Source organism: Actomonas aquatica (assembly GCF_019679435.2).
In the GTDB taxonomy this organism is placed as follows: domain Bacteria; phylum Verrucomicrobiota; class Verrucomicrobiia; order Opitutales; family Opitutaceae; genus Actomonas; species Actomonas aquatica.
The window spans coordinates 4892747-4918969 of sequence record NZ_CP139781.1 but is presented as its reverse complement, the minus strand read 5'-3'; the positions used below and the strand labels follow the sequence as shown (position 1 = coordinate 4918969).

Here is a 26223-nt window from a genome sequence, read left to right as displayed (position 1 = left end):
TTGAGCCGGAGGCGAAAGCGTGGCCCGCGCGGGATCGGCCGATCCTGCGTCGCCCTCAAGCCGCCGCCGAGCGCGGATGCGCCAGCCACTGCCTGACCTTATCGATCAGGTCGGCGTTTTTGTAGGGCTTGGCCAAAAAGTCATCCATGCCGGCTTGCGCACAGATGTGCACGTCGGACTTCAGCACCGACGCGGTCACCGCCACGATTGAGATATCGCGTATCCGCGGTTCGGCCGACGCCCGGATCTGTCGGGTCGCTTCGATGCCGTCCATCTTCGGCATCTGGATGTCCATCAGCACGAGCTGAAAGTCGCCCGCCGCCAGCTTGGCCAAGGCCTCTTCGCCATCCCCCGCGATGTCATACTCCAGGCCCATGCGTTTGAGCACCGCCACCGCCACCTTGCGATTCACCAGATTGTCTTCCACCACCAGCACCCGCCCCTGCGGCGGTGCTTCGACTGGCGTCGGAGGCGCAGCAACCACCGGTCGCCCTAACTCAAACGGCAGCGTGAACCGCAACCGGCCACTGCCGCGCCCCGGCCGTTCGTGCTCGAGGGTGCGACCGTGCAACTTGAGTAACATGCGCGCGACGTTGAGGCTGATGCTGTCGGTGCCCTCGTGTTCCCGCGCATCCTTGTCCTGCCAGGTGCGATCGCGCGTGAGTGGTTGAGTCTGCGGGTTCTCGATCTCAAAGCGCACATCGAGCGCGTCGTCTTTGCCGGGCTCGGCCGTGACGTTCAGGGTGACGACCGGCCCTTCCGCGAAAGCCACTGCCCAGTTAACCAGATTGAGCAGGATCTGTCCGAGTCGCAGCGGGTCGCCCATGAGCGGCGGCACCGCCGATGCCGGACGCTGCACCACAAGTTTGACGCCTTTGGCCGCGCAGTCCGCCTGAGTGGATTTTTCGACCAGATCGAGAATCGGAGCCAAAGTGAACTCGGTGTTGTCGAGCACCACCTCCCGCGCCGTCGCTTTGGCCAACTCCAACACATCGTCGAGCAGACCGATCATGTGACGCGCCGAGTATTGCAGCGTCTCGAGCGCGCGCTGCTGCTCCTCGTTGAGCGGCGACCGCGCGAGCTCCTCCGCCATGCCCACCACCCCGTTCATCGGAGTGCGCAACTCATGACTGATACTCGAAATAAAACGATCGCGCGCCCGCGTGCCCGCCTCGGCCTGCCGCGTGGCCAACACCAACTCCTCCTCGCGCTCCCGTTTCGCCCGCACCTCCAGCCGCAGCGACGTATTGGCCTGCACCAGATCATGCGTCTGCTGATTCACCTGCTCCTGCAGCGAGGTATTGATGGCTTCGATCGCTTCCTGGCGACGCCCCACTTCATAGGCAAAAACGCCCAAGAACAGCGGCGCCGTGTCGATAATCCAAAGCAAGGGATTGCTGGCCTGTTCCTGCCACGCCCGCCCCCAAACAACCCCCTCCCCCGCCTGCCAGCTGAGCACCACCATCGCTCCCAACGGAAACAGACAGCCAAATAACGCGCCTCCCACCAAGTAGGCGCGCGCCCCCCAACGTAGCGGGTCCGGAAAAAATCGCATCATTCTATAGATCGACCAAACAAGCGCAGTCCCTGATCCCACCGCGCCATTTTCCTGCGACCCTCGGGCAATTTCACATTTTGTTTATCATACTGATCGGTGTGCAGGCTCTCTCATAGGCCCATGCCCCCAATTTATCGCCTCAGACTTGCCTCTGGCGGCACCTGCACCGCCCGGTCTTTGGCAATGACCACCGAAATGCGACCGCCCGCGGATTCTCATTTGTCAGCCACGGCCCGACCGCTTTGCGTGGCAAAATGCACACACTACTTGGGCGGAGCCGTTATTACCTAACGTCGCTCCTCGCCATTCTTCTGTCGGCTTCGGTCTTCGCGGCCGGAGAGTCGTCCTCCTCCTCCACGCGTCTGCTGCGCTTCCCCACCACCAACGGTGAGCAGATCGTTTTCTCCTACGCCGGCCAGCTCTACACGGTCGACGTCGCCGGCGGCACCGCCCGTCGCCTCACCAACACCCCCGGCTACGCGGTCTTCCCGCGCTTCTCGGCCGATGGCGCCCAGCTCGCCTTCACCGGCCAATACGATGGCAACACCGAGGTCTACGTGATGCCGGCCACCGGCGGTGAACCCCAGCGCCTCACCACCAGCGCCACCCTCGGCCGCGACGACCTCGCCGATCGCATGGGCCCCAACAACATCGTCATGGCCTGGCGCAACACCGCGCCCGAGATCGCCTTCCGCTCCCGCGCCATCGAATACAACTCCTTCAACGGCCAACTCTACACCGTCGGCCTCGACGGCGACGTGCCGGAACGCCTGCCCGTGCCCCGCGGCGGTTTCCTCACCTTCTCGCCCGACGATTCCAAGATCGCCTACAACCGCATCTTCCGCGAATTCCGCACCTGGAAACACTACCGCGGCGGCATGGCCGACGACGTCTGGATCCTCGACCTCAAAAGCGGCGAGCTCGAGAACCTCACCAACGATCCCGCCCAGGACATCTTCCCGATGTGGGCCTCCGACAACCACGTCTACTTCGTCTCCGAACGCACCCCGCGCGCCAACCTCTTCTCGGTCGACCTCACCACCAAGGAGATCAAGCAGCTCACCCACTTCACCGACTTCGACGTGAAGTTCCCCTCCCTCGGACCCGACGCCGTCGTCTTCGAAAACGCCGGCCAGATCTGGCGCTTCGATCTCGCCACCCAGACCGCCGCCGTCGTGCCGATCACCGTCATCGACGACCGCACCGACACCCGTCCGTCCTACCGCTCGGTCGAGAACTACGTCGAGAGCGTGAGCCCGTCCCCCGACGGCGCCCGCGTCACCGTCGTCGCCCGCGGCGAGGTCTTCACCGTCCCCGCCCAACACGGTCCGACCCGCAACCTCTCCAACACCCCCGGCGTCCATGAGCGTTCCGCCACCTGGTCGCCCGACGGCAAGTGGGTCGCTTACCTGTCCGACGCCACCGGCGAGTTCGAACTCTACCTGCGCGCCCAGGACGGCAGCGGCGAGGCCACCCAGCTGACCGACGACGCCACGTCCTACGCCTTCGGCATCGATTGGTCACCCGACTCCAAGAAGCTCCTCTGGGCCGACCGCGACCAACGCCTGCGCATGGTCGACGTCGAGTCCAAGACCGTCACCGACCTCGCCACCAACCCCGAGTCGCCCATCTACAGCTACACGTGGGCGCCCGACTCCAACTGGGTCGCCTGGGTGCGCAACGTCGCCGCCGGCTCCACCCGCGTCATGCTCACCAACGTCACCGACGGCACCGAGATCGCCGCAACCGACGAATGGTTCAACGCCAACAGCCCCGCCTTCTCCGACGACGGCAAATGGCTGCTCTTTGCCTCCGCCCGCGACTTCAATCCCATCTACTCCGACGTCGAGTGGAACTACGCCTACATGGACATGGAGCGCGTTTACATGGTCGCCCTCGCCAAGGACACCGAGTCGCCCTTCGCCCCGCGCAGCGACGAGGTGAAGATCGCCGAAGACAAACCGGCCGACGACGCCAAGTCCGACGCTGACGAAAAATCCGACGACGAGAAGAAGGCCGACGACGAAGACGCCGAGCCCGCCATCACCGTCAAGGTCGACACCGACGGTCTCTACGACCGGGTCATCGCGCTCCCCATCGAGCCCTCCAACTACCGCAGCCTCTACCTCGTCGACGGCAACGTCTACTACTACCGCGAGCCCGGCAGTGCCGTCACCGGCGGCCACGGCGGTGAAGGTTTCGGCGGCGACAGCGGCCGTCAGCCCGTCATCGTGCGCTACAGCCTCGAGGACCGCGAAGAGACTGTGCTCGGCGCCTACAACGGCTTCGAGATCACGGCCGACCACAAGAAGATGTTGGTCGTCGCCGGCCACGGTTCCTTCTCGCTCATCGACCTCCCCGCCAAGGGCAAGATCGAGCTCAAGCCCGAGAACAAGATCAGCCTCTCCGGCCTAAAGATGGTCGTCGATCCCCGCGCCGAGTGGGCCCAGATCTTCGACGAGAGCTGGCGCCAGATGCGCGACTTCTTCTACGACGCCAACATGCACGGCGTCGACTGGCAGGCCATGCACGACAAATACGGCGCGCTCGTGCCGTCGGTCGCCACCCGCAACGACCTCACCTACCTCATCGGTGAGATGATCGGTGAGCTCCACATCGGCCACGCCTACGTCGGCGGCGGCGATCGCAACAACGCCCCGCGCATCCAGACCGGCCTGCTCGGTGCCCAGGTTTCCCGCGACGAAGCCAGCCGCGCCTACCGCATCGATCACATCCTGCCGGGTGCCAACTGGCACTCCAACACCCGCTCCCCCCTCACCGAGCTCGGCGTCAACGTCAGCGAAGGTGACTACATCCTCGCCATCGACGGCCGTCCCGTCGCCGAGATGAACAACCTCTTCGAGGCCCTCATCGGCAAAGTCGGCGCGCAGGTGAAGCTCACCGTCAACGGCACGCCCACCACCGAAGGCGCCCGCGATGTCACCATCGTCCCCATCGGCGACGAGGCCGACCTCTACTACGAGCAATGGGTGGAGAACAACATCGACTACGTCACCGAGCGCACCGACGGCCGCGTCGGTTACCTGCACATCCCCGACATGGGCCCCCCCGGTCTCAACGCCTTCGTGCGCCGCTTCTACCCGCAGCTCAACAAGGACGCGCTCATCATCGACGTGCGCGGTAACGGCGGCGGCAACGTCTCGCCCATGATCATCGAACGCCTCAGCCGCGAAATCGCCATGATCGAACTGCGCCGCGGCGGCACCCCGCGAGCCGATCCAGGAGGCGCCATCTACGGCCCCAAGGTCATGCTCATGGACGAGTTCTCCGCCTCCGACGGTGACATTGTGAACCACCGCTTCCGCGCCGCCGGCCTCGGCAAACTCATTGGCAAACGCTCTTGGGGCGGCGTCGTCGGCATCTGGGGTTCCCTGCCGTTCATCGACGGCGGCTCGCTCCACAAACCCGAAAGCGGCCCGTATGCCTTGGACGGTTCCAAGTGGGTCATCGAAGGTCACGGCGTCGATCCCGACATCGTGGTGGACAACGACCCGTGGAAGGAATTCCACGGCGAAGACCAGCAGCTCGACCGCGGCATCGAAGAGGTGCTCGCCGAACTCGAACAAGTCGAAACCGGCCTGCCCCCGCCACCTCCTCACCCGGACAAGAGCCTCTGATCCCACGCTCCCGTTACGCAAAAGGCGCCGCTACCCGCGGCGCCTTTTTTATGATCGATGACATCGCAAATCGCATCGCCACTCACCTCGGAACTGTAGCCGGGGTCGTCGACCCCGGCCCGGGCTCACCGAGCCCGGCTACAACAACGGGCCCCTTTAGCGCATCCATCGTAGGGCTGACGCTTGCGGCACGCCCCCCCTCAACCCCGCCGCGGCAAGATGCCGCGCCCACAACCGACCGCACCGGCAACACCGTGGCCGAGGCTTCCAGCCTCGGCACCCCACCACCGTCCCACCGCAACGCGGGCGACACGCCCGCGGCTACAACTCCTGTCCGAGTGTAGCAGCGGCCGTCTCGGCCGCTCCTCCTTGCCACTCCGCCGGCGGCACGTCGCAAGCGACGGCCCTAAAGATCTTGCCCGCTGTAGCCGGGGTCGTTGACCCCGGTCCGGGCTCACCGAGCCCGGCTACAACAACGGCCGCCCTTAAACGCCTCCAGTGTAGGGCTGCCGCTTGCGGCACACCGTCCATTGCCTCTCCGCCCCATCCAGCACGCCGCCGCGGCAAGATGCCGCGCCCACAACCGATCGCGCACCGAAAGACCGTGGCCGAGGCTTCCAGCCTCGGCCCCCCACCACCGCCCCAACCGCAGCGCGCGCGACCCGTTCGGAGGGCGAACTCGGGAAGACGGTCACCCTCACTACTCCACATCAGGAGTATTTCAGCATTACTCCGCTTGAGGAGTAAAACTGGCCGTGAACTTCCCTCTGCTACCCAGGCCAAGACCCCATTTTGCATCCTGAACCGCACCGCCTTTTCCCGCCTTCCTGGCCGACACCTGCCACCTGGAGGGGATCGCAAATCAACAACGTTGAGCCCCGGAGCGAAGACCACCAAGCCGGATGCCGGCAGCGAACCGATCAGCTAGTCAATTCCGCTGAAGAAATAATATGCCACGCTCGCACTCGGATCGTATGCGAACACTTCAAGCTCCCAAAAAAAGCCCCGCTTACCGGCTCGATTCGCATCCCGTTCCGTTTCCCGCAGGGCATACTGCCACGACGGATTGAACTGAAACGTCCACCACTCCGGATCGCCTTCTGATCGGATGCCCATTCGACGACGCACCTCCTCAGCCGAACTCGGTCGAAGGTCCCCCGGCACAAGCCGTTCATACTCCAGCCGAGTCGTAATGAAACGCATCCGCACCTCTCCGTTGTCGGCGAAAAAAAACTGGCGGCTTTCCAAGTCCGATACCTCAGGCGACGGGTATTCTCGGAACGCTTCGTGAAACACCTCCGTCGGACGGGAAAACCAATACACGCCGAACGCGAAAAATCCCACGATTGCGACCGCTGCCACCGCAAACAGGCCGGCGGCGACCGTCGCCCCCCATTTGAGCCAAACAATATTGCGCTTCCAGCCCCAGATCGCCGCCACCACCAACGCCACCCAAACCGCCGCGATCACGGAAAAAATAACACCCCAGAAAATCAGGACAAGCCCCGGTCCCATGCATGCATTTTCCGGCACGGTGTCCACTGGTCAACCGACTATCTGCGGCCTATCGCGGCACCAACCTGCGACCAGCGCATTCGCGAACCCGTCCAAAGCCACGCCCCCATCGCCCCCGTCCCCCTGAAACGCGGGCGACACGCCCGCGGCTACAACGTCCGTCCGAGTGTAGCAGCGGCCGTCTCGGCCGCTCCTCGTTGCCTCTCCGCCGGCGGCACGTCGCAAGCGACGGCCCTACAGAGCAGGCCAGGCCCGCTTTAGCCGGGGTCGTTGACCCCGGTCCGGGCTAACCGAGCCCGGCTACAACAACGGCCCCCCCTTTAGCGCATCCATCGTAGGGTTGCCGCTTGCGGCACGCCGCCCATTGCCTCTCCGCCCCATCCAGCACGCCGCCTCCCCCACTGCCGCCGCGGCAAGATGCCGCGCCCACTACCCACCGAACCAGCAACCCGTGGCCGAGGCTTCCAGCCTCGGCACCCCAACCACCGTCTCACCGCAAGGCGGGCGACACGCCCGCGGCTACAACTCCTGTCCGAGTGTAGCAGCGGCCGTCTCGGCCGCTCCCTCCTGCCTCTCTGCCAGCGGCACGTCGCAAGCGACGGCCCTACAGATCTTGGCCGCTGTAGCCGGGGTCGTTGACCCCGGCCCGGGCTCACCGAGCCCGGCTACAGCAGTAACGCCCGCCCCTTACTTCGCGTTGATTTCCGCGAGCAGTTCCTGAGCGTCGTAGATCGAATCCAAGGCCTCCAGGATGCCACGCACATCGACGTTCACCGAGCGCGCCAGCGTGTCGGTGTAGGCGTAAGCCCAGACCAGCGAGTGGATGTTGCCGTCGAAGAGGATGCCCACGAATTCACCGTCACGATTCAGCACCGGACTGCCGGAGTTGCCGCCGATCGAATAGACCGTGCTGATGAAGTTATACGGCGTATCCGCCGCCACCTCGTCACGCGCTTCGAGCCAGCTTTCCGGCAGGCCGAAGGGGAACACTTGCTCGTGCAAATCCGCCCGCGCGTAGGTGCCGCCGATCTTGGTGTAGGGTTCGATCCACGCGCCGTCTTCCTGCACGCCTTTGACCGTGCCGACGCCGAGGCGCAGCGAGAAGGTGGCGTCCGGCGAGACGCTGTCGCCGTCGAGCGCGTAACGCACCTTGGCGATGCGGGCGTGGGCCTGCGACTTGGTTTCGTCGATCGCATCCACCTGTTCCTGCATCGCCCGCGAGCTCGCATCGAGCGCGCGCACGAGCGCGATCATCGGATCCTCGACCGTCTCCATCGCGGCGGCATCCAATGCATACAACTCCCGACGATAAGCAACGTCGCCGACCTTCGTGCCCATGACGAGTTCGGCTGCGCGCTCCGCCGGAGCTTTGCCGCCGAGGGCGATCACCACGGCGGGATCGTTCGAGCCCAACGCCATGGCCATGAACTCGAGGTGGTGCTTCACCTTGATCAACTCAAACTCCGGGTAGATCGGCTCCTCGGAAAACAGCGACAACTCAAACTGCGCCTTCGAGGACTCGCGGTAATCCGGCAGACGCTCGCCGTTCGGTTTGGCCCGCTCGGTCGGAGCGCGGTAGAGCTCGCGCGCCTTTTCAAACAGGCTCGAGTTGAAGTTCCAACGCTCCACCAAGCGGTGGCGGGCATAGAGATCCGTGAGCTCGGCTTGGGCCGCTTCTATCTCGGCCCAAGCGCCCTCGGCGCCGAGCTCCGGATGCGCCGCCGAGTAGGCGCGCAGACGCTCTTCCTCGGCCTGCTTCATGGCCTTCAATGCCGGATCCAGGAGGCCGGAAATCTCACCGTCGTAAACTTTGCGACCGTTCTGCATGTAAAGCAGCTCGTCCTTGGCCTGGCGCGCCGCTTCGCCGCTGGTTTTGCTGTAGGCGTTGAGCAGCACCTCGCGGCTTTTGATCCACCACAGCACCTGCGGCACCGACACATCGCGGGAGAAATCCATCTCCGCCATCGTGATGAGACGATCGGTCGAGCCGGGGTGGCCGGTCACAAACACCAGGTCGCCTTCCTGCGTGCCGGCACTGTTCCAGGTCAGGTGATGCTCGATCGCCGCCGGCTGATCGTTCTCGTAAACCCGAAAGAAGGTCACATCGAGGCAGTAGCGCGGGTAACCAAAGTTGTCCGGGTCACCGCCAAATGCGCCCGCCGCACTCTCTGGCGCGAAGACCAGGCGCACGTCGGTGTAGCGCTTGTATCGATAGAGGTGGTATTGAGCTCCCTGATACAGCGACTCGACGTCACTGCGTAGCCCCGTCTCGGCCAGCGACTCCTGTTCGATCTCCGCGAGCACGGCACGACGCGCGGCACTGGCGGCGGCGGGATCGAGGTCGGCGCCCACGGCGGCGTTCACGCGGTCGGTCACATCCTCGATCGACATGAGCACGTTGAGCTCGAGATCGAGACAGGGCAGCTCGGCGTCACGGGTGCGGGCGATGAAACCGTCCTCCAACAGGTCGTGATCCGCGGAGCTCAACTTGTGCAGGACATCCGACGCCACGTGGTGGTTGGTGATGACCAGACCGTCGGCCGACACGAAGGAGCCGGAACCGCCGTTGTTAAAACGCACCGAGGATTTCTGCAGGTGCTCCAGCCAGTCCGCCGTGGGCGTGAAGCCGTAGCGTTCCTGCAGCTGCGCCGTCGGCGGCGCGTTGAGCAACCACATGCCATCATCGGCCGAAGCCACCGTGGCCCCCAAAGAGACCAAACAAACCGACGCCAAACGGCGCCACCGGGATAACGTATTCATGGCCCCATCGCTGCCCCTTAACGCTCGCGCCGCAACGCTCCAGTGCACCCGATTTGAAATTTCAAAACCGGTTCGTCCACGCAGCGTTCGCCGCCGATGGGCGAACATCGCAAATTCCCGCCTCCGGTGACTTGACGCGTTCTATACCATGCCCGCTAGTAAGCCGTCTGTCCGCGATGTTCATCTCCGCCCATTACCGCAAAGCCCAACCTCGCCGCCGCGTCCTCGCGGTCCTGCTGGCGTGGACGGTGTTTGCCTTGGGCGTGCTGACGGTCGCGCCGGAGCTGCACGTCGTGGTGCACGATGATGCCCATTCCCCCGAGCACAGTTGCGCGGTGGATCTCTTCGCCGGCGGTGTGACCCCGGCGCTGACGGTCGTGCTGTTTGCGCCGGTCGCCTTGCTGGCGCTCGGCTCGATCACGCCCGTGACGCGCGTCGCCCAGCCGACGCCCACCTGGTCGCTCCCACCGGGACGCGCCCCTCCGCAGATGTGAGAACCGGCGGCCACCGCGCCGCCTGCCTACCCCGTTGCCCTACCGGCGCGCGCGCTGTGCGTGCGCCGTTTTGAACCGCAACCCGCCGCGCCCTCCGTGCCTCCGTGCGCCCGCTCGGCCCCTCTCTCACATCCGTATCATGTCCCTTTCCTTTCGTCTCTTGCTGGGCAGCGCCCTCGCTTCCTGCGCGTTTGCCCAAACCACGCTGCCGCCCTCCGCGGCCGCTGATAACCATACCGTGCACCTCGGCGACTTTGTCGTCTCGACGCACCCTTACGCGCGCTCGCAAAGCGAGATCGCCCAACCCACCACCGTCATCGGCGACGAGACCGTGCGCCGCGACCAAGCCGCCACCCTCGGCGAATTGCTGGCCAACCAGCCCGGCGTGAGCTCGACCTACTTCGGTCCCGGTTCGAGCCGCCCCGTCATCCGCGCTCTCGGCGGCCCGCGCGTCGCCGTGCTGCAAAACGGCACCGATACCATCGACGCCTCCGTCATCAGTCCCGACCACGCCGTGTCACTCGACCCGCTGCTCATTGAGCGCGTCGAAGTCACCCGCGGTCCCGCCGCGCTCCTGCAGGGCGGCTCCGCCATCGGCGGCGCAGTCAACGTCGTGACTCACCGGATACACACCACCGCCCCTGAGCCCGGCATCCACGGCCGCACCGAGGGCCGCTACGCCACCGGCAACGACGAGCGCGCCTTCGGCCTCGTCATCGAAGGCAGCTCCGGCGCCCTTGCTTGGCACGTCGACGCCTTTGACCGCCGCAGCGGCGACGTGGAAATTCCCGGTTACGCCGAGAGCGCCCGCCTGCGCGCCGAGGAAGAGGCTGAACATGATCACGACGACGAGGACCACGATGAGGAGGATCACGATGACCACGATGAGGAGGAGGAGGCCGAAGCCTACGGGCATGTGCCCAACTCCTACGTCGACTCCACCGGCGGCGCCCTGGGCCTGTCCTGGGTCGGCGACCGGGGTTACCTCGGCTTTGCTTACAGCGGCTTCGACACCCTCTACGGCATCCCGCCCGGTGCTCACAGCCACGAACACCACGAGGACGAAGACCATGAGGAAGAGGATCACGACGACGAGGACCACGACGAGCACGAGCACGGCGAGGAACTGGTCTCGGTCGACCTAAGCCAGCGTCGCTTCGAACTTGAGGGCGAGTTGCGCGACCCCTTCGCCGCCTTGCGCGCCCTGCGTTTCCGCGCCGTCCACGCCGACTACGAACACCGCGAGCTCGAGGGCGATGAGATCGGCACGACCTTCACCAATCGGGGCTACGACCTGCGCCTCGACGCCCTGCACCAACCTTGGGGCGGCCTGCAGGGGGCAGTCGGCGCCAAGTTTGGCGAAAGTGAGTTTGATGCCGTCGGGGCCGAGGCCTTCCTGCCCGCCTACCGCACGCGCGAATTTGCCCTCTTCGCCTTCGAGGAGGTCGAAGCCGGCCCCACGCTCTGGCAGTTCGGTGCCCGTTGGGATCACACCGGCATCGATGTCGAGGATGGCAGCGGTCGCCGGGCATCCGAGGACGCCGTGAGCGGCTCACTCGGCTGGGTGCAAAAGCTCAACGAATCTTGGACGGTCGCCGCGTCTCTCGCCCACACCGAGCGCACGCCCTCGGCCCAGGAACTCTACGCCGATGGTCCGCATATCGGCACCAACGCCTACGAGCTCGGTGACGCCAATCTCGGCCACGAGATCTCGCACGGCCTGGACCTCTCCCTCCGTCATCGCGGCGAACTGTTCTCGTCCGAGCTCACCGTCTTCCTCAACCACTTCGACGGTTACATCTACGAGAACCCCACCGGGGCGGAAGCGGACGGGTTGCCCGTGTATGCGTTTGTGCAGCGCGACGCCGATTTCCACGGCGCCGAATTCACCACCACCATCCACCTGCACGAGGACCAACACGGCCATCTCGATCTGAGCCTCTCGGGCGACTTCGTGCGCGCCCGCAACACCAGCGACCGCACCGATCTGCCGCGCACCACGCCGACCCGCCTGCGCGCCGGCCTCGATTGGTCGCTCCACCAATGGCGCGCCGGGGCCGACGTCAGCCACGTGTTCGAACAGGACCGCACCGCCCCCGGTGAAACCACCACCGACGCCTACACGCTCGTGGGCCTCTACGGCGGCTACCGTTGGGTCACCTCCGCGGTCACCTGGGATCTCCTGCTGCGCGGCTCCAATCTCACCGACGAAGAAGCCCGCGTGCACACCTCGTTCCTGAAAGAAGTCGTGCCCCTGCCCGGCCGCAACCTGAGCCTGAGCCTGCGCGCCAGCTTCTAGTCGGCGCCACCTTCGGCTTGAAAATCGCTGCGCGGGACGCCTCGGCCCCTTCCCGCGCGGCGCTCGCCGGCGCCAAAGCCATGCCGACCGGATCGGGGTTTGTCCCCTTGGCTGAGGCTTTCCCGCATGTGTCATGCTGTGCCTAAAATTGACTTCAATCCGGTCGTTTTCCCACTCCGCCAGGCTCTCTACGTAAACCTATCCAGGGGCCCCTACGTAGAAGAGCGGACGGGCGGCGGTTTGCCTCAATGCAAATCATTATACAGGCTGATCCCCTGCCCTCGCTCCTCCCGGGATGAGGTTCGGACCTGATGCCTGCCACGCGACTTTTTTCTGCCTCGTCGCCGCGTTTGCCTTACCAGCGGACGTGGAGGTTCCGCTATGCTTCCCTCCTCCGCGTGTGCATGGGCCTGCTTTGCGGGGCCCTCCCGCTCGCCGCCCAACCCACCACCTCCTCGCCGGCCGCAACCCCCGCGCCGACGGCAGCACCACCTCTGCTCGCCACCCCCGACGCGCTTTGGGCCGTTCTCAGCGACTCCAAACTACGCGAGCTGCCACACCGTATTGACCTCACTCTCACCGTCCTGCTCTACGATCCAAGCTGGTCACTGTTGTGGTGCGAAATCGAAAATCGAGGCGTCTTTTTTAACACCACCACCCAGCCGCTGCCGCTGCACTCCGGGCAGATCGTGCGCCTCACCGGCACCCAGATTCCGGCCCTCGGCCTCGGTGCCGGCGACACTCAGATCGAAGTCATCCGGGAGGGAGCCCTGCGTCCCGCCGGGCGGCTGGGCAGTGAATGGCCCGATGATCCCGCACTCATTCGCCGTTTCATCGAGGTGGACGCTTACGTCGACCGCCAATCCATCCCGGAGCCCAACCACCTCCAACTCGAACTGGTGGTCGCCGACCGCACCGTGACGGGTCGCGTCCTCCGCGTCGCGGGCGACCCGGTGCCGGACCTCACCGGCCATTTTGTGCGACTGCGTGGGGTGTGGGTGCCGACCGAGCAACCCGACGAGACGCGCGAGGATTATGCCCTGTGGATTCCCAGCATCCATCACGTGCTGACGGACGCCCCCGACCTCGCCTCTCCCTGGCAACTGCCTCCCACCGCCATCGCCGACCTGGCCCATCTCGAAGACGGCGCGTGGCTGCGCCTGCAGGCCATGGTCCTCCACCACAACCGCGACGGCCAACTGATCCTCCACGACAATACCGGTCAGATCACCGTCCACACCTCTCAAGCCCGCCGCGCCCGCAGTGGTGAAGCCGTCGCGTTGGTCGGCCGGTGGCACGCCCGCTTCACTGACCACCCAATCACAAACGCGGTTTTCCGGACCTTGGACCCGACCCAAACCGCTGCCGTGCAACCCTCGCACAAGCTCCGCGTGGCGCGGCAGGTTCTGCAACTCACCACGGAAGCCATCCGCCAAAACCTGCCCGTCACCCTCAAGGGCACCATCACCTACCCCGATCCCGACCACCGCTATTTCTACCTCCTCGATGCGTCGGGTAGCGTGCGCGTGCAGCTCAGCGCCGAAGCCATCCAGGACCGATCCCGGCTACCCGGACTGCAATCGGGTCAGGCTATCACGGTGGTGGGACACGCCGCTCCGGGCGCATTTGCCCCGCAAGTGGTGGCCACGTCCTTCGCCTTCGAAGGCGTGCGACCAGTCCTCTCGCCGCGGGACGTCACCCTCGAACAAGCCCTCACCGGCGTCGAAGACAGTCAATGGGTGAGCCTCCAGGGTTACCTGCATCAACTGAACCCGCTCGAAGACCACACCCTCCTCCACCTCACAACCCCGGGCGGCGAGTTCACCGCTCGAGTCGACGCGCCCCTCCCGCCCTCGGTCGCACCCGGAGCGTTCCTGCGTCTGGACGGGGTGTGCGTCGCTGTCACCAGCGGCGAGCCGTTCCTCGAAACGGTGAACCTGCTGGTGCCGACGCCGCAAAATGTCGAAGTCGTCGAACCTGCGCGGGAGGACCTCTTCGACGCTCCCGAATCCTCCCTCACCTCGTTGCAAGGTTACCGCGGCCAAGGCCAGGCCGACCACCTCGCCAAGACCCGCGGCACCGTGACCCTGCATCTGCCGGGACGCGCCCTCTGGATCACCGACGGCCACGACAGCCTGCGCGCCCTCAGTCGCCTCACCGAACCCGCATTGCAGCCCGGCGACGTCGTCGAACTCGTCGGTCTGCCCGGCCGCCTCGGCAATCGTTTTGTGCTGCGTGAGACCCAATACCGCGTGATCGGTCACGAAGAACCGCCCGTGGCCGCGCCCTTCGCCGCCGTCCTGGCGAGCCGCGATGGCGACGCTCTGCCCGACGGTGCCATGGTCGAGGTGGAAGCCGAACTCATCAGCGCCGTGCCCCACCGCCAAGGCGTCACCCTCAGCCTCGCCCGCGGCGGTAGCGTGATGGAAGCCACGTGGGAAGCCTCCCGTGCCGAAGTGGACGCCAGTGGTCTGCTCGATCTGCGTCCCGGGAGCCAACTGCGCATCTCCGGTCTCTACGAAACGGAATTCGACGAGTTCAACCGTCCCCACGATTTTAATCTCCGTCTGCGCACCCCGCCCGATGTGGTGTTGCTCAACACCCCCACGTGGTGGACCACCAGCCGCACCCTCGCCATCATTCTGCTCATGGCCGCCGGACTGGGCGCCGGCATGACCTGGGTGGGTCTGTTGCGCCGCCGGGTGGCTGCCCAACGCCTCGAGATCGACCAAAGCACCGAGCAACGCGACCTGCTGCAGGCCCGCTTCAAAGAAGTCATCGATCAGACCAACGACTTTATCTTCACGGTCGATTTCAGCGGCCGTTTCACCTCCTTCAACGCCGCCGGCGAACGACTCACCGGCTACACCCGCGAGGAGGCGATGCAGATGCGCATCTACGACATCATCGACGAGACCGCCGCCCGCCGCACCCGCCTCTACATCCAACGCCGCCTCAACCCGGAACGCTCCGTCACCTTCGAATACCAGCTGCGCACCAAGGACGGCCGCGAGATCGAGGTAGAAACCTGCGCCGGATTTATTCGCCAGGACGATCGCCTCGTGGGCGGCTTCGGCATCATGCGCGACGTGAGCGACCGCAAGGCCGAGGAACGCCGGCAGAAAGAGGTGGAGGCCCGCTCGGTGCAGGCCCGCAAACTCGAGTCCCTCGGCACCCTGGCCGGCGGCATCGCCCACGACATCAACAACATCCTCACCACCATCCAAGGCTCCATCGATCGGGTTGCTTACGCCCTGCCGCGAGACTCCGACGCGCACGTCCAGGTCGCGCAAATCAACCAGTCCAGCGACCGCGCCCGCGAACTCGTGCAACACGTGCTGACCTTCAGCAACGAAAACGAACCACGCCGCGAATCCCTCCTGCTCGATGACATCGCCCGCGAGGTTTACCGCCTCGCCAAAGCCAGTGCCCCATCCTCCACCCGCTGCGCTCTGAAGCTGCCCGACGGACCGCTGCCGGTCTTCGCCGACGCCGCGCAACTTCACCAACTGCTGGTCAACCTCTGCTCCAACGCCTGGCAGGCCCTGCCCGCCCATGGCGGCGACGTCGTCCTGCAGTTGGAAGAAGTTCCCCTCACCGCCCCGCTGCCCCCCGCGCTCGCGGCACTCGCTCCCGGTGCCTACGCACGTATCCGCATATCCGATACCGGATGCGGCATGGATGAAGCCACCTTGCAGCGCATCTTTGATCCCTTCTTCACCACCAAGCCGCCCGGGCAGGGCACCGGCCTCGGCATGGCCGTCGTGCACACCGTCGTCGAAAACCACGACGGCGCGATCACCCTGCGCAGCGCGCCCGGTCAGGGCACCACGGTGGAGGTCCACCTGCCGATCGCCGCAGCCCCGGCGTCCCGCACCCCGACCGTAACCAACCCCGAAATCGCGCCGGGACACGGCGAGCGTCTGCTCGTGGTCGACGATGAACCGATGATCACCCTCAACTTCGAGGCTCTGCTCTCCCGCATCGGCTACCGCGTCGAAACCTTCACCGATCCAGTCGAAGCCTGGAAACGTTTTGAACAGGGCCCCGATGATTTTGCCCTCGTGCTCTCAGACCTCTCGATGCCCGAGCTGAGCGGTCGCGACCTCGCCAAACGCATGCTTGCCGTCCGTCCCGAGCTGCCGGTCATCATCTACACCGGTCACCTCGAGAGCGAACTCCACGACCAACTGCAGGCCGTGAAGGTGCGCCGCGTGCTCCGCAAACCCGCCCCGCTGGCCGAAGTCGCCCGCGCCATCGCCGACGAGTTGTCGGCGACCCCCGCGTGAGACCTTAAGCCTCCAAGCCAAACACCGCCCGGGCGTAGTTGCGGGCGTTGAAGGGCTGCAGGTCGTCGGGCTGCTCGCCCAGACCGAGGAAGTAGATCGGCAGCTTCATCTCGCGCCAGATGCCCACGATCGCGCCACCGCGCGAGGTGCCATCGAGCTTGGTCACGATAAGACCGGTGAGGCCGAACTTTTCGTGAAACACTTTGGCCTGCTCGATGGAGTTGGTGCCCAGCGAACCGTCCACCACCAGCCACGCGTGCTGCGGCGCCTCCGGGTCATGCTTCTGCAGCACCCGGCGGATCTTCGCCAGCTCCTCCATGAGGTTGCTCTTGGTGTGCAGACGACCGGCGGTATCGACCAGCAAGGTCTGGCAGCCCCGCGACTTCGCCGCCGCCCAGGCGTCGTAGGCCACCGCCGCTGCATCAGCGCCGGTGTGACTCGCCACGATCGGCAAATCGAGGCGCGTCGCCCAGGACTTGAGCTGCTCCACCGCCGCGGCGCGGAAGGTGTCGCAGGCCGCCAGCATCACTTGCTGGCCGTCATTCTTGAGCATGTATCCAAGTTTTGCGGACGTCGTGGTTTTGCCGGAGCCGTTCACGCCGATGAGCGCAACCACCAGCGGCTTGTCTGCCGGACCCGCCTCCAGTTTGCCTTCACTGCCAGCCAGCGCGCGCTCCAGCACGGCCGCACCGATCTCGGCCGCGGCCTGCCCCTTCAGCTCCGGGTCCTTGCGGAAGGCGCGCTTGATCTCCTTGAGAATCTCCTCGGTCGTCTCGACGCCGAAGTCTGCGGTGTAGAGCGCTTCCTCCAGCTCCTCCAGGGAGGAGGCGTCGATCTTGCGACCGCCGAAGAGGCCGCGCGTCGTATTGGAAATGGCCGCGACGGTTTTGGAGAAACCGTCCTTAAACTTCTTAAACAGTCCGAACATGATGCGTTGGTTTTAAACCACGAATGGACACGAATAGGCTACACTACCGTTTCGCCGAAAGCGGGAACCCCGGGCACCCGACCGTTCCGGTGCGTAGCCGGTAGGCGAAGCCATTCGTGTCCATTCGTGGTTAAGAGAAAGCCCCCTCGCCCGTCACTCCGCCTTGCGGGCGTCGCGACCGAGCTGGTCCTTCAGGCGATCGAGGATGCCGTTGATGAAGCGCTTGGAATCGGCGGTGGAGAACTGCTTCGAAAGATCGATGGCCTCGTTGATCGTCACGATCGGCGGGATGTCCTTGCGGAAGAGCATCTCGTAAATGGCCATGCGCAGGATGGCCAAATCGATGCGCGCGATGCGCTCAAACTCCCAATTGTGCGCGAGCTGCTTGATGCGGGCATCCACTTCGGCGACTTGCTGAATGGCGCCATTGATGAGCTCCTCGCCAAAGGCGTAGTGCTCGCGCGGCTTGTCGGTCGTCTCGAGATTTTCGAAAAACATCCGCAGGTCCTCCGCCAGATTTTGCGGCGCATTGAGGCTCCACGAGTAAAGAAATTGCATGGCGGCAACACGGCCGTCACGGCGCTGGGCGAAAAGGGCTTTGCTCATTTGGAAAGGGATTTTTTGAGGGCGGCCATCTCGAGCGCCCCGCGGGCGAACTCGGCGCCGCGATTGATTTCACCGAGACAACGCAGCTCAGCCTGAGCGTCGTCGTTGGCCGTCACCACGCCGGCAATGATGGGCGTGCCAGTATCGAGGCTCACCCGCAGCAGGCCCTGCTGAGCGGCCTCGGCAACCAGTTGGTCATGGAGGGTGCCGCCCTTGATCACTACGCCGAGGGCGATGATGACATCAAAACGGTATTTGCGCAGCAGCAGCTGGGCGCCGGTGGGGAGCTCACCGCTGCCCGGCACCCGCACCACGGCGAGGTTGGCCTCGGTCACCCCGGCATCGCGGAGCACCGTGGAGGCACTGTTCATCAGCCCCTCGACGTAACGCTGGTTAAAGCGTGCCGCGACGATGCCCACCCGGAAGGGCGCACCATCGATCTGCAAGGCACTGGGAGAATCTAAACTCATGGTTGAAAGGAGGACTGTGGCGGACGTGAGGACGGTTGCCAAACCTGACGTCAGTCCAACACCGCACTACCGACGCCCCTCTCGCCACAATCCGCAACCCGAAAGCGCAGGCGCCCGGAACCGGTTCCGGCCCCGGTCGCCCCACCCGCATCCCCCGCGCTCCAGACTTGGCAGCCGCACTGCGAATCGTCCTGATGGGCCGTTCGCACCATGCAGTTCCGCATCCACCATCGCACCCACTACCGCTACGCCGGCGCGGCGTCGGAGTCTTTTATGGAGGTGCGGCTGCGGCCCATGACGAACGCCCGCCAGACCCTGCTCAGCCACCGCTTGGAGAGTGATCCGTCCTGCAATCTCCACGCCTACACCGACTATTTTGGCAACCACGTGCAGACCTTCTCGCTGGTGCATCGGCACACCGAGCTGGTGCTCGACAGCTACGCCGAGGTCGAAACCCACGCCGCGCCCCCGCCCGAGGTCGCCCTCGAGCTGAGCGTGTCGGAAGCCCGCCAGCTCTACCGCGCCGAGCCGTTGCGCTTCTTTGAGTTTCTCAACCCGTCGCCCGCCATCCAGTTCAGCGCCGCGGTCAACAAACTCGCCAATCGCTTCTTCCGTCCGGGCAACGACATCGGTCCGTCCATCCTCGCGCTCAACCACTGGATTTACACCAACCTCCGCTACGTGACCGGCTCCACCCGCATCGACACCACCGTCGATGAGGTGCTCACCCAGAAGAAAGGGGTCTGCCAGGACTTCGCCCAGGCCATGATCGCCGTGCTGCGCTCGGCCGAGATCCCCGCCCGCTACCTCGTCGGTTACATTGAAACCGATGCCCAGCGCGATGCCGGCCAGACGGAGGCCGCCGCCAAAACGCCCTCCAAACGCCGTCCGCTCATCGGTGCCGCCGAGAGTCACGCTTGGGTGGAAGTCTGCCTGCCGGGCGGACACTGGTGGGCGCTCGACCCGACCAACGACTGCGTCGCCGGCGAACGCCACGTGCAGGTCGCCGCGGGGCGGGACTACCACGACTGCACCCCCACGCGCGGCGTCTTCAAAGGCACCCACACCGAACGCCTCACCGCCGCCGTCGACATGCGCCGCCTGAGCGACTGAGGTGGGCCGTCCAGCCCGCATGAATCCGCAGTTTTTGGGGCCACCAAAAGGCACAAAAAATCACAAAAAACGGCGGCGACCTCCTTCATCGGCCGTGCTCATCCCAGGGATTCCTGCCTCCGGACTCTTATCCTGATTTTGGTGCCTTTTCGTGCCTTTTTGTGGCCGAAAAGAACCCTGCCTATTCCAGATTACGGATGTTGAACGCGTGACTCTCGATCACTTCGCCGTCCGCCGTGAAGAGGGACAGGTAGACGATGAACACATGCGGCGGACGCACCACCGCCGGTGTGCGCAACACATTACCTGAAGGGGCCAATACCGCGCGCTGCTGGCCCGCCTTTTGCGGATTACTCCACCGTGCCGTCGCCCGCGCGGCGTCCGGTTTGATCTCGGTTTTCTCCTCGTCGTAAAAACGCAGCACCAGCGCGTTGCCTTCGATGTTGAGGCCAAGGAAACCGCCGTTGCTGCGGCTCGCCTCGATGCCGGTCACCTGCGGCTCCTCCTCTTCCGTCATGGGCTGCGCCCAGGCGCCAGTGATCGCGAGCAGGGACAGGAGCAAAAGCAGCGGCCAGCGTTTCATGGCGCCACGCTACACGCGCTTCGTCCCCGCACGCAAGTCGACCCACCCCGCAGGCTTGAGGCCACCATCACAATCACTCTGTTTTTACGCATGCCGCGGCATGCCGATTGGACCGACCACCTCTACCGCTCGCTGACCAACGAGGAGGACGCGCGCGTCTGCAAAGCGATCTCCGACGACGCCTGCCGCGAGGTCCCGGGCAACTTCCTGCGCCAACTCGGCGCGCAGACCTTCACCGGTCTCGGCGACCGCCTCGCCAACCCCAAAACCACCCTCGCCTGGCTGCTGCAGGCCATGGGCGCGCCGGGTCTCTTTCTCGCTCTCATCGTGCCGCTGCGCGAAGCCGGCTCGCTCCTGCCCCAACTTTTCATCGCCGGCTACCTGCGCCAGCTCGCCGTGCGCAAATGGGTCTGGGTGGTCGGCTCCGCGCTCCAAGCCGTCGCCGTCGCCGGTTACGCCCTCGTCGCTTGGACCCTCGAAGGCACGATCGCCGGCCTCGCCATCGTGGGACTCGTCGCCCTCTTCAGCCTCGCCCGCGGCCTCTGCTCCATCGCGTCCAAGGACGTGCTCGGCAAAACCATTCCCAAGACGCGCCGCGGTCAGCTCTCCGGTTGGAAGTCCTCCCTCAGCGGCGTCATGGCCATGGGCGCCGGTGCCATGCTGCTCCTCACCGGCGGTGCCGACGGCTCCCTGCACCTCTACACCCTCTGGCTGCTCGTCGCCGCCGCGCTCTGGCTGATCGCCAGCATCATCTACAGCACCATTGCCGAATTTCCCGGTGAAACCTCGGGCGGCGGCAACGCCTGGACTCATGCGCGCCAGCGCCTGCGCCTGCTGGTCGACGACCGCCCCTTCCGCGATTTCGTGACCGTGCGCGCGCTCGCCATCGGCTCCGGCCTGTCGGCGCCCTTTGTGGTTTCGCTCGCCCACGGCGAACTCGGTGGCGGCGGGTGGTGGTTGGGCGTCTTCATCATCGTCGATGGATTTGCCTCCATGGTCTCGGCGCCGATCTGGGGTCGCCTCGCCGACCGCTCGAGCCGCACCGTGCTGCGCACCGCCATGGGCGTGACCGCCACGCTGCTGGCGATCACCATCGGGCTCACCTTCATCGAGCTCTCCGCCGTGGTCGCGCAGGTTGTCTATCCCGCTCTTTTCTTTGCCCTCGGCATCGCCCACAGCGGCGTGCGCCTTGGCCGCAAGACCTACCTCGTCGACATGGCCGAAGGCGACCAACGCACCGATTATGTCGCCGTGAGCAACAGTGTCATCGGCGTCCTGCTGCTAGTGGCCGGCACGATCACCGGCGCGCTCTCGCTCCTGTCGCTCCCCCTCGCCCTCGCCGTCTTCGCTATCTGCGCCCTCACCGGCATGCTCCTCGGCCACCGCCTGCCGGAAGTGAGCGCGTGAGGTCCTCATACTCGGCCGAGAGGCAACGCAGCGCGACCAAGGTCGCAGCCTACAATGGGACTCCCGATCGCGCTAGTGTTGCCTCGGCGTCCAATTCCTCGCGCTCAATCGTCGAAATAAACTCCGATGCGCTGGTCGCGATCGAGGTAGCGTTCAAAGAAATCCGTGAGCGATTCTGCGACACGTCGCGGACCCCGCGACTCATAGCCCTCCACCCATACGGAGGATGTCGCGGCGGTCTCTTGTCGGAGGAAATGGAAATGCGAACTGAGGCACCAATCGGCAAAGAAGACGTCTCCCGCCGTTCGATCCACGTTTTCCGCGATCACACGCTCCAAGCGCCAGACCGCCCATTGATCGAGCCGCCACTCGTGGTCCACCATACCTCCCACCGTGGCCAAAAAATCGATGTAATCGCGTCCCACTCGCAGGCCGGCAGCTTCCAGGCTGCGGACGACCAAATCCGCCGACGGGGGCTCCACCACCTCCACTCCGTTATTCAGCCAGTGGGTTAAAACACGCTTCTCCAGCATACTCACTCCCCGCGTTCGGCGCGGCGTTCGGCGCGGAGGGTTTCCCAGCGGGCGAGACGGTCGGCGACGCGGGCTTCGAGGCCGTTGGGCGACGGGTCGTAGAGCTTCGTCGGTTGGCTCAGGTAGGTCTGGCCGGAGATGCCTTCCGGGAAATCGTGCGAGTAGAGGTAACCTTTGCCGTGGCCGGCGCGCTTGCTGGCTTTGCCGCCTTTGTCGCGCAGGTGCATCGGCACGGGCTGCACAGTCGCTGACTTGATCGCCTGTTTGGCGGCGGCCAGAGCCATCGTGGCCGAGTTACTTTTCGGCGCACAGGCGATGTGCAGGGTGGCGTGCGCGAGCGTGAGTTCGGCTTCGGGCAGGCCCACAAAGTCGCAGGCGTGATGCGCCGCCACCGCCAGCGGCAGCGCGAAGGGGTCGGCCAAACCGATGTCTTCGCTGGCCAATATCACGAGGCGCCGCGCGATGAAGCGCGGGTCTTCACCGCCTTCCAGCATTTTGGCCAACCAATACATCGCGGCATCGGGATCACCGCCGCGGCAACTTTTGATGAAGGCCGAAATCGTATCGTAGTGCTCGTCTTCGTTGGCGTCGTAGCGAATGCGCCGCTCGCGTGCGAACGACTCCAACTCGCTCGCTTCGATCGTGGTTTTGCCGTCGAGCGAGAGCGCGATGACTTCGAGCGCATTGAGTGCCCGGCGCAGGTCGCCGTCACAGAGCACGGCGAGGTCGGCCAACACGTCACCGCTGGCACTCAGGCCGCGTTCGCCGAGACCACGTTCGTCGTCGGCGAGGGCGCGCTTGAGCACCGATGCCACGGCCTCCGTCGAGAGCGGTTCGAGCCGGAAAAGGTGCGAGCGCGAGAGCAGCGGCGGGTTCACATAAAACCCGGGGTTGTGCGTGGTCGCGCCGATGAGCCGCACGTTGCCCTCCTCCACGTCGGGCAAGAGCAGGTCCTGTTGCGATTTGTTAAAACGGTGCAGCTCGTCGATGAAGAGCAGCGTGCGCGCCTCCGGCATCTTGCGGGCGATGGAGAGGATCTCGCGCAACTCGGCCACGTTGGACATGACGGCGTTGATCCGCACAAAGCGGCTCTTGGTTTCGCGCGCAATCACCTCGGCGAAACTGGTTTTGCCGCAGCCCGGCGGTCCATAAAACAGCAGGCTGCCAAAGCGGTCGGTTGAGATGAGTTGCGGCAACAGGCTGCCCGCGCGCGTGAGGTGTTCCTGACCCACGATATCGGCCAGCGCCCGCGGACGCATGCGGGCGGCCAGCGGCTGGTGGGCGCCGGGTTTACCCACCGCCCCCGCGCCTCCGCCCTGCCCGGCGGTGGAGCCGGCGGTCGGATCGCCAAAGAGGTCAGATTGGTCGGGTGGCAGCATGGTCGAAGGATCAAAATGAAACAAAGGTGCCCCGGAATGAAAGAATCGCTTTCAAACAAACGTTACAGGAGCGATGCAGCTCGACCGTCCGATGGGCCATCGCGCCCCCTTGCTCTGGCTGGTGCTGCCTATGGCGCTCGGGATCGGCGCCGCTCATGCCAGCCCGACCGCGCTGCCTGTAGGCGGAATCGCCGCCGTCGCGCTGATCGCGATCGGAGTCGCGGTGGGCCTGCAGCGGCGCCACGGCTCTGCGGCGCTGGCGGCGATGGGGCTGGCCCTCGCGGCGGCCGGCGCGCTGCATCACGAAAACCACCGCGCCCGCCTGTCCGACTGGAATCGACTGCCACCGCGCGAAGCCGAGCTCGTTCTGCAGGTTGAGCGCACCTTTCAAGGCGGAGCCGCTCGCGGGGAACGTGTGAGCCTGATCGGTCGCGTGACGGCCGCCCCGCCCCATCTCGTCGACCTAGTCGGCCAGTCGCTCTTCGTGAGCGCACGCTGCGCTGCAGAGGCGGCGCCGTCGACGAGCCGCGGCAGCACAATCACGGTTCGCGGTCAGCTGGAACCGTTGCCGCGGCATCCACCGGCCGAAGACGCCGACGGCTTTTTGGCCTACCTGACTGACCGCGGACTCAACTTTCGCCTCGGGCGCGGACGCCTGATCGAAGTCGAACCGCCCACCAGCGCCTACGCGCGTTGGCGGGAAGCCACGTTGAACGCTCTGTGTGCGCGCTTGGTCGTGGGGTTGGAGGCGCACCCCGACCTGGCTGGCGCGCTCACCGCGATGGTGTTGGGCCAGCGCCACGGGATCGGCGACGAGGCGAAGGACCTATTCATGCGCAGCGGCACCTTGCACCTGTTCGCCATCAGCGGACTGCACTTTGCGGTGATCGCATTGGGGGTCACGTCGACGCTGCGACTGCTGCGCGTGCCGCGCCTCCCGGCGGTGTTGCTGAGCGCCCTGCTGCTGGGATTTTACGTCGATCTGATCGGGCGCCCGCCATCGGCGATGCGCGCGTGGTTGATGGTGGTGTGCGTGCAACTCGCGCGGGCGACGCGGGCCCCGGGCAATCCCTTGGCCGGCATCACGGCTTCGGCACTGCTGGTCTTGTTGGTCGATCCGCTGGAGCTGTTTTCGGCCGGTTTCCAGATGAGCTACGGCATCGTGTTGGCCCTGCTGCTCTACGGCCTGCCGATGGCCGAGCGACTCAAACAACACTTCCGGCCATGGCGGGCCTTGCCGGAGAGTGACCTCACCCGCAACCACCGCCGTTGGCGAGCCGGGTTGGACCAGACCCTCACCAGCGTGGCGTTAGCGTGGGCGGCGAGCCTGATGGGCATGTTGGCGGGCGTGGCGTTTTTCGGCTGGCTGAGTCCGCTCGCGCTGCTGGCGAATCTGATGCTCATCCCGCTGGCGTTTGCGGTGATCCGCTGCGGGTTCATCGCGCTGCTGTGCGCGGCGCTCGGCCTCACGGGTTGGGTGATGCTCTTCAACCATGCGGCGGCGCTCGTGCTCAGCGTGATGCAGGGTGTGCTCGCGCTCGTCATGCGACTGCCCGGATCGGCCTGGCCGGCGGGTTTTTGGCACCCGATGTGGGGTTCACTGGCGATGACCCTCGTGTTGCTGAGCATGTTCTGGGGCTACGGGCGTGGCTGGAGCGGACGTTGGACGCGACCGTGGCTGCCGCCGGTGGTGGCGACAGTCATGCTTGTCAGCGGGCTGCGTTTCGCCTGATAGCTGTCGGCCATGAAAAGCGCCTACGAACTCGCCATGGAACGCCTCGCCCAGTCGGACCCCGATGGGAACAAGCCTCTGACCGATGAGCAGAAGGCCCGCCTCGCCGAGATCGACAATCGCTACCAAGGCAAACTGGCCGAGCGCGAAATCTTCCTGAAGCAGAAGCTCGACGAAGCCATGGCCAACCAGGATCTCCACGAGATCGAACAGGTGCGCGAACAACTCCGCAGCGAACGCGCCCGCCTCGAAGAGGAACGCGAGGACGAGAAAGAACGCGTCCGCGCCGAGTAAGTCAGGAACCCTCGCCGTAGCGCGAGACCACGACCGTCACCGCGCCATCCACGGTGGTGGTGAGCACGAGCAGTCGGTCGTATTCGGCCTCGGTCATGGGTGCGACGGACACCGCACCCAGTTTCTCCGCCAACGGAGGCACCGTGTTGCTGTGGCCGACGATCAGAACCACGGCCTCGGCCGGCAACGCGCGCACCGCGGCGAGCAGGTCATCTGCTTTGGACGCATCCATCACCGTTGCCCTGGCACCGCACACCTCGGCCGCAGGCGCGCCGGTCAAAATCGTGCGTTGATACTGACTGGTGAACACGTGCGTCACGCCGTGCTCCCGCGCGACCTCGGCCAGCGCGATCGCCCGCGCCTGACCGGCGTCGCTGAGCACCGGATCCTTCGTCCCGTCGTCCACCTTCTCCGCATGCCGCACCAGCAGCACCGTCGTCGGCATGGCCGCCGCCAAACCGCCGAGCGACAGCAGCAACGCAACCAGCAGTCCAAAAAACATGCAGCGCCTCATGCCCGCCAGCCAGCCAAGCGAGACGCGTCAACGCAACGCCGCAGCGGCGAGAAATTGGCCACAAAAAGGCACGAAAATGCACAAGAAGTTCTCGGCATATCTGTGCCTAGT

At 65.4% G+C, this 26223-nt stretch carries 18 protein-coding genes; 8 read left to right on the top strand and 10 right to left on the bottom strand.

Features of this window, described 5'->3' with window-relative positions:
- Positions 1–55: 55 nt before the first annotated feature.
- The gene (locus K1X11_RS18795; RefSeq protein WP_221030700.1) at positions 56–1558 is read right to left on the bottom strand and encodes a response regulator; all 1503 of its coding nucleotides are present in this window, start codon (positions 1556–1558) and stop codon (positions 56–58) included.
- 254 nt (positions 1559–1812) lie between these two features.
- Between K1X11_RS18795 and K1X11_RS18790 the strand changes: the two genes are divergently transcribed.
- The gene (locus K1X11_RS18790) at positions 1813–5196 is read left to right on the top strand and encodes a S41 family peptidase (RefSeq protein WP_221030699.1); all 3384 of its coding nucleotides are present in this window, start codon (positions 1813–1815) and stop codon (positions 5194–5196) included.
- A gap of 924 nt (positions 5197–6120) precedes the next feature.
- Here K1X11_RS18790 and K1X11_RS18785 read toward each other — a convergent pair.
- On the bottom strand, positions 6121–6738 hold the full coding sequence (locus tag K1X11_RS18785) for a hypothetical protein (protein WP_221030698.1): 618 nt from the start codon (positions 6736–6738) through the stop codon (positions 6121–6123).
- Positions 6739–7398: 660 nt separating this feature from the next.
- Positions 7399–9471 carry a S46 family peptidase gene (locus tag K1X11_RS18780; RefSeq protein ID WP_221030697.1) on the bottom strand — a complete coding sequence of 691 codons (2073 nt, stop codon included), beginning with the start codon at positions 9469–9471 and terminating at the stop codon, positions 7399–7401.
- Between the two features lie 176 nt (positions 9472–9647).
- Between K1X11_RS18780 and K1X11_RS18775 the strand changes: the two genes are divergently transcribed.
- From K1X11_RS18775 to K1X11_RS18765, 3 genes are all read left to right on the top strand, one after another.
- Entirely contained in the window at positions 9648–9965 is a 318-nt protein-coding gene (locus tag K1X11_RS18775) for a hypothetical protein (protein ID WP_221030696.1), read from the top strand.
- Between the two features lie 139 nt (positions 9966–10104).
- Positions 10105–12264 carry a TonB-dependent receptor gene (locus tag K1X11_RS18770; RefSeq protein WP_221030695.1) on the top strand — a complete coding sequence of 720 codons (2160 nt, stop codon included), beginning with the start codon at positions 10105–10107 and terminating at the stop codon, positions 12262–12264.
- A gap of 404 nt (positions 12265–12668) precedes the next feature.
- Positions 12669–16553: a hybrid sensor histidine kinase/response regulator gene (locus tag K1X11_RS18765; RefSeq protein ID WP_221030694.1), complete on the top strand. Its 3885-nt coding sequence runs from the start codon at positions 12669–12671 to the stop codon at positions 16551–16553.
- Between the two features lie 4 nt (positions 16554–16557).
- Here the strand turns inward: K1X11_RS18765 and ftsY are convergent, their stop codons facing one another.
- The 3 genes from ftsY to ribH form a co-directional block, all read right to left on the bottom strand.
- The gene (gene ftsY, locus K1X11_RS18760; RefSeq protein WP_221030693.1) at positions 16558–17481 is read right to left on the bottom strand and encodes a signal recognition particle-docking protein FtsY; all 924 of its coding nucleotides are present in this window, start codon (positions 17479–17481) and stop codon (positions 16558–16560) included.
- A 153-nt stretch (positions 17482–17634) separates the two neighbouring features.
- Positions 17635–18087, bottom strand: coding sequence for a transcription antitermination factor NusB (gene nusB / locus K1X11_RS18755; RefSeq protein ID WP_221030692.1), 453 nt, complete (start codon positions 18085–18087; stop codon positions 17635–17637).
- Complete coding sequence (gene ribH, locus K1X11_RS18750; protein WP_221030691.1) at positions 18084–18557, bottom strand: 6,7-dimethyl-8-ribityllumazine synthase; 474 nt, start codon at positions 18555–18557, stop codon at positions 18084–18086. The genes nusB and ribH overlap by 4 nt, the downstream gene beginning before the upstream one ends.
- A gap of 210 nt (positions 18558–18767) precedes the next feature.
- On the opposite strand from ribH, the gene K1X11_RS18745 reads away from it, so the two are divergent.
- Positions 18768–19670 carry a transglutaminase family protein gene (locus K1X11_RS18745; protein ID WP_221030690.1) on the top strand — a complete coding sequence of 301 codons (903 nt, stop codon included), beginning with the start codon at positions 18768–18770 and terminating at the stop codon, positions 19668–19670.
- Positions 19671–19851: 181 nt separating this feature from the next.
- On the opposite strand, the gene K1X11_RS18740 is transcribed toward K1X11_RS18745, so the two are convergent.
- A complete protein-coding gene (locus tag K1X11_RS18740; RefSeq protein WP_221030689.1) occupies positions 19852–20253 on the bottom strand; it encodes a hypothetical protein in 402 nt (133 codons plus the stop codon).
- Positions 20254–20343: 90 nt separating this feature from the next.
- On the opposite strand from K1X11_RS18740, the gene K1X11_RS18735 reads away from it, so the two are divergent.
- Positions 20344–21660 (top strand): MFS transporter, encoded by a 1317-nt coding sequence (locus tag K1X11_RS18735; protein WP_221030688.1) that lies wholly within the window; start codon positions 20344–20346, stop codon positions 21658–21660.
- A gap of 104 nt (positions 21661–21764) precedes the next feature.
- Here K1X11_RS18735 and K1X11_RS18730 read toward each other — a convergent pair whose 3' ends face one another.
- Both K1X11_RS18730 and K1X11_RS18725 read right to left on the bottom strand, forming a co-directional pair.
- On the bottom strand, positions 21765–22193 hold the full coding sequence (locus K1X11_RS18730) for a hypothetical protein (protein ID WP_221030687.1): 429 nt from the start codon (positions 22191–22193) through the stop codon (positions 21765–21767).
- Positions 22194–22195: 2 nt separating this feature from the next.
- Positions 22196–23572, bottom strand: coding sequence for a replication-associated recombination protein A (locus K1X11_RS18725; RefSeq protein ID WP_221030686.1), 1377 nt, complete (start codon positions 23570–23572; stop codon positions 22196–22198).
- Between the two features lie 73 nt (positions 23573–23645).
- Between K1X11_RS18725 and K1X11_RS18720 the strand changes: the two genes are divergently transcribed.
- Together K1X11_RS18720 and K1X11_RS18715 are read left to right on the top strand one after the other, a co-directional pair.
- Complete coding sequence (locus K1X11_RS18720) at positions 23646–25304, top strand: ComEC/Rec2 family competence protein (RefSeq protein WP_221030685.1); 1659 nt, start codon at positions 23646–23648, stop codon at positions 25302–25304.
- Between the two features lie 12 nt (positions 25305–25316).
- Positions 25317–25598, top strand: a complete 282-nt coding sequence (locus K1X11_RS18715) for a hypothetical protein (RefSeq protein ID WP_221030684.1) — start codon at positions 25317–25319, stop codon at positions 25596–25598.
- A gap of 1 nt (position 25599) precedes the next feature.
- On the opposite strand, the gene K1X11_RS18710 is transcribed toward K1X11_RS18715, so the two are convergent.
- Positions 25600–26100: a SixA phosphatase family protein gene (locus K1X11_RS18710; RefSeq protein ID WP_221030683.1), complete on the bottom strand. Its 501-nt coding sequence runs from the start codon at positions 26098–26100 to the stop codon at positions 25600–25602.
- Between the last annotated feature and the right edge of the window lie 123 nt (positions 26101–26223).

Excerpts from the sequence above, each read along its gene's own strand:
- K1X11_RS18795 (WP_221030700.1), bottom strand. The coding sequence starts at position 1,558 with ATGATGCGATTTTTTCCGGACCCGCTACGTTGGGGGGCGCGCGCCTAC.
- K1X11_RS18790 (WP_221030699.1), top strand. The coding sequence starts at position 1,813 with ATGCACACACTACTTGGGCGGAGCCGTTATTACCTAACGTCGCTCCTC.
- K1X11_RS18780 (WP_221030697.1), bottom strand. The coding sequence starts at position 9,471 with ATGAATACGTTATCCCGGTGGCGCCGTTTGGCGTCGGTTTGTTTGGTC.
- K1X11_RS18775 (WP_221030696.1), top strand. The coding sequence starts at position 9,648 with ATGTTCATCTCCGCCCATTACCGCAAAGCCCAACCTCGCCGCCGCGTC.
- K1X11_RS18770 (WP_221030695.1), top strand. The coding sequence starts at position 10,105 with ATGTCCCTTTCCTTTCGTCTCTTGCTGGGCAGCGCCCTCGCTTCCTGC.
- K1X11_RS18765 (WP_221030694.1), top strand. The coding sequence starts at position 12,669 with ATGGGCCTGCTTTGCGGGGCCCTCCCGCTCGCCGCCCAACCCACCACC.
- ftsY (WP_221030693.1), bottom strand. The coding sequence starts at position 17,481 with ATGTTCGGACTGTTTAAGAAGTTTAAGGACGGTTTCTCCAAAACCGTC.
- nusB (WP_221030692.1), bottom strand. The coding sequence starts at position 18,087 with ATGAGCAAAGCCCTTTTCGCCCAGCGCCGTGACGGCCGTGTTGCCGCC.
- ribH (WP_221030691.1), bottom strand. The coding sequence starts at position 18,557 with ATGAGTTTAGATTCTCCCAGTGCCTTGCAGATCGATGGTGCGCCCTTC.
- K1X11_RS18745 (WP_221030690.1), top strand. The coding sequence starts at position 18,768 with ATGCAGTTCCGCATCCACCATCGCACCCACTACCGCTACGCCGGCGCG.
- K1X11_RS18740 (WP_221030689.1), bottom strand. The coding sequence starts at position 20,253 with ATGAAACGCTGGCCGCTGCTTTTGCTCCTGTCCCTGCTCGCGATCACT.
- K1X11_RS18735 (WP_221030688.1), top strand. The coding sequence starts at position 20,344 with ATGCCGCGGCATGCCGATTGGACCGACCACCTCTACCGCTCGCTGACC.
- K1X11_RS18730 (WP_221030687.1), bottom strand. The coding sequence starts at position 22,193 with ATGCTGGAGAAGCGTGTTTTAACCCACTGGCTGAATAACGGAGTGGAG.
- K1X11_RS18725 (WP_221030686.1), bottom strand. The coding sequence starts at position 23,572 with ATGCTGCCACCCGACCAATCTGACCTCTTTGGCGATCCGACCGCCGGC.
- K1X11_RS18720 (WP_221030685.1), top strand. The coding sequence starts at position 23,646 with ATGCAGCTCGACCGTCCGATGGGCCATCGCGCCCCCTTGCTCTGGCTG.
- K1X11_RS18715 (WP_221030684.1), top strand. The coding sequence starts at position 25,317 with ATGAAAAGCGCCTACGAACTCGCCATGGAACGCCTCGCCCAGTCGGAC.
- K1X11_RS18710 (WP_221030683.1), bottom strand. The coding sequence starts at position 26,100 with ATGTTTTTTGGACTGCTGGTTGCGTTGCTGCTGTCGCTCGGCGGTTTG.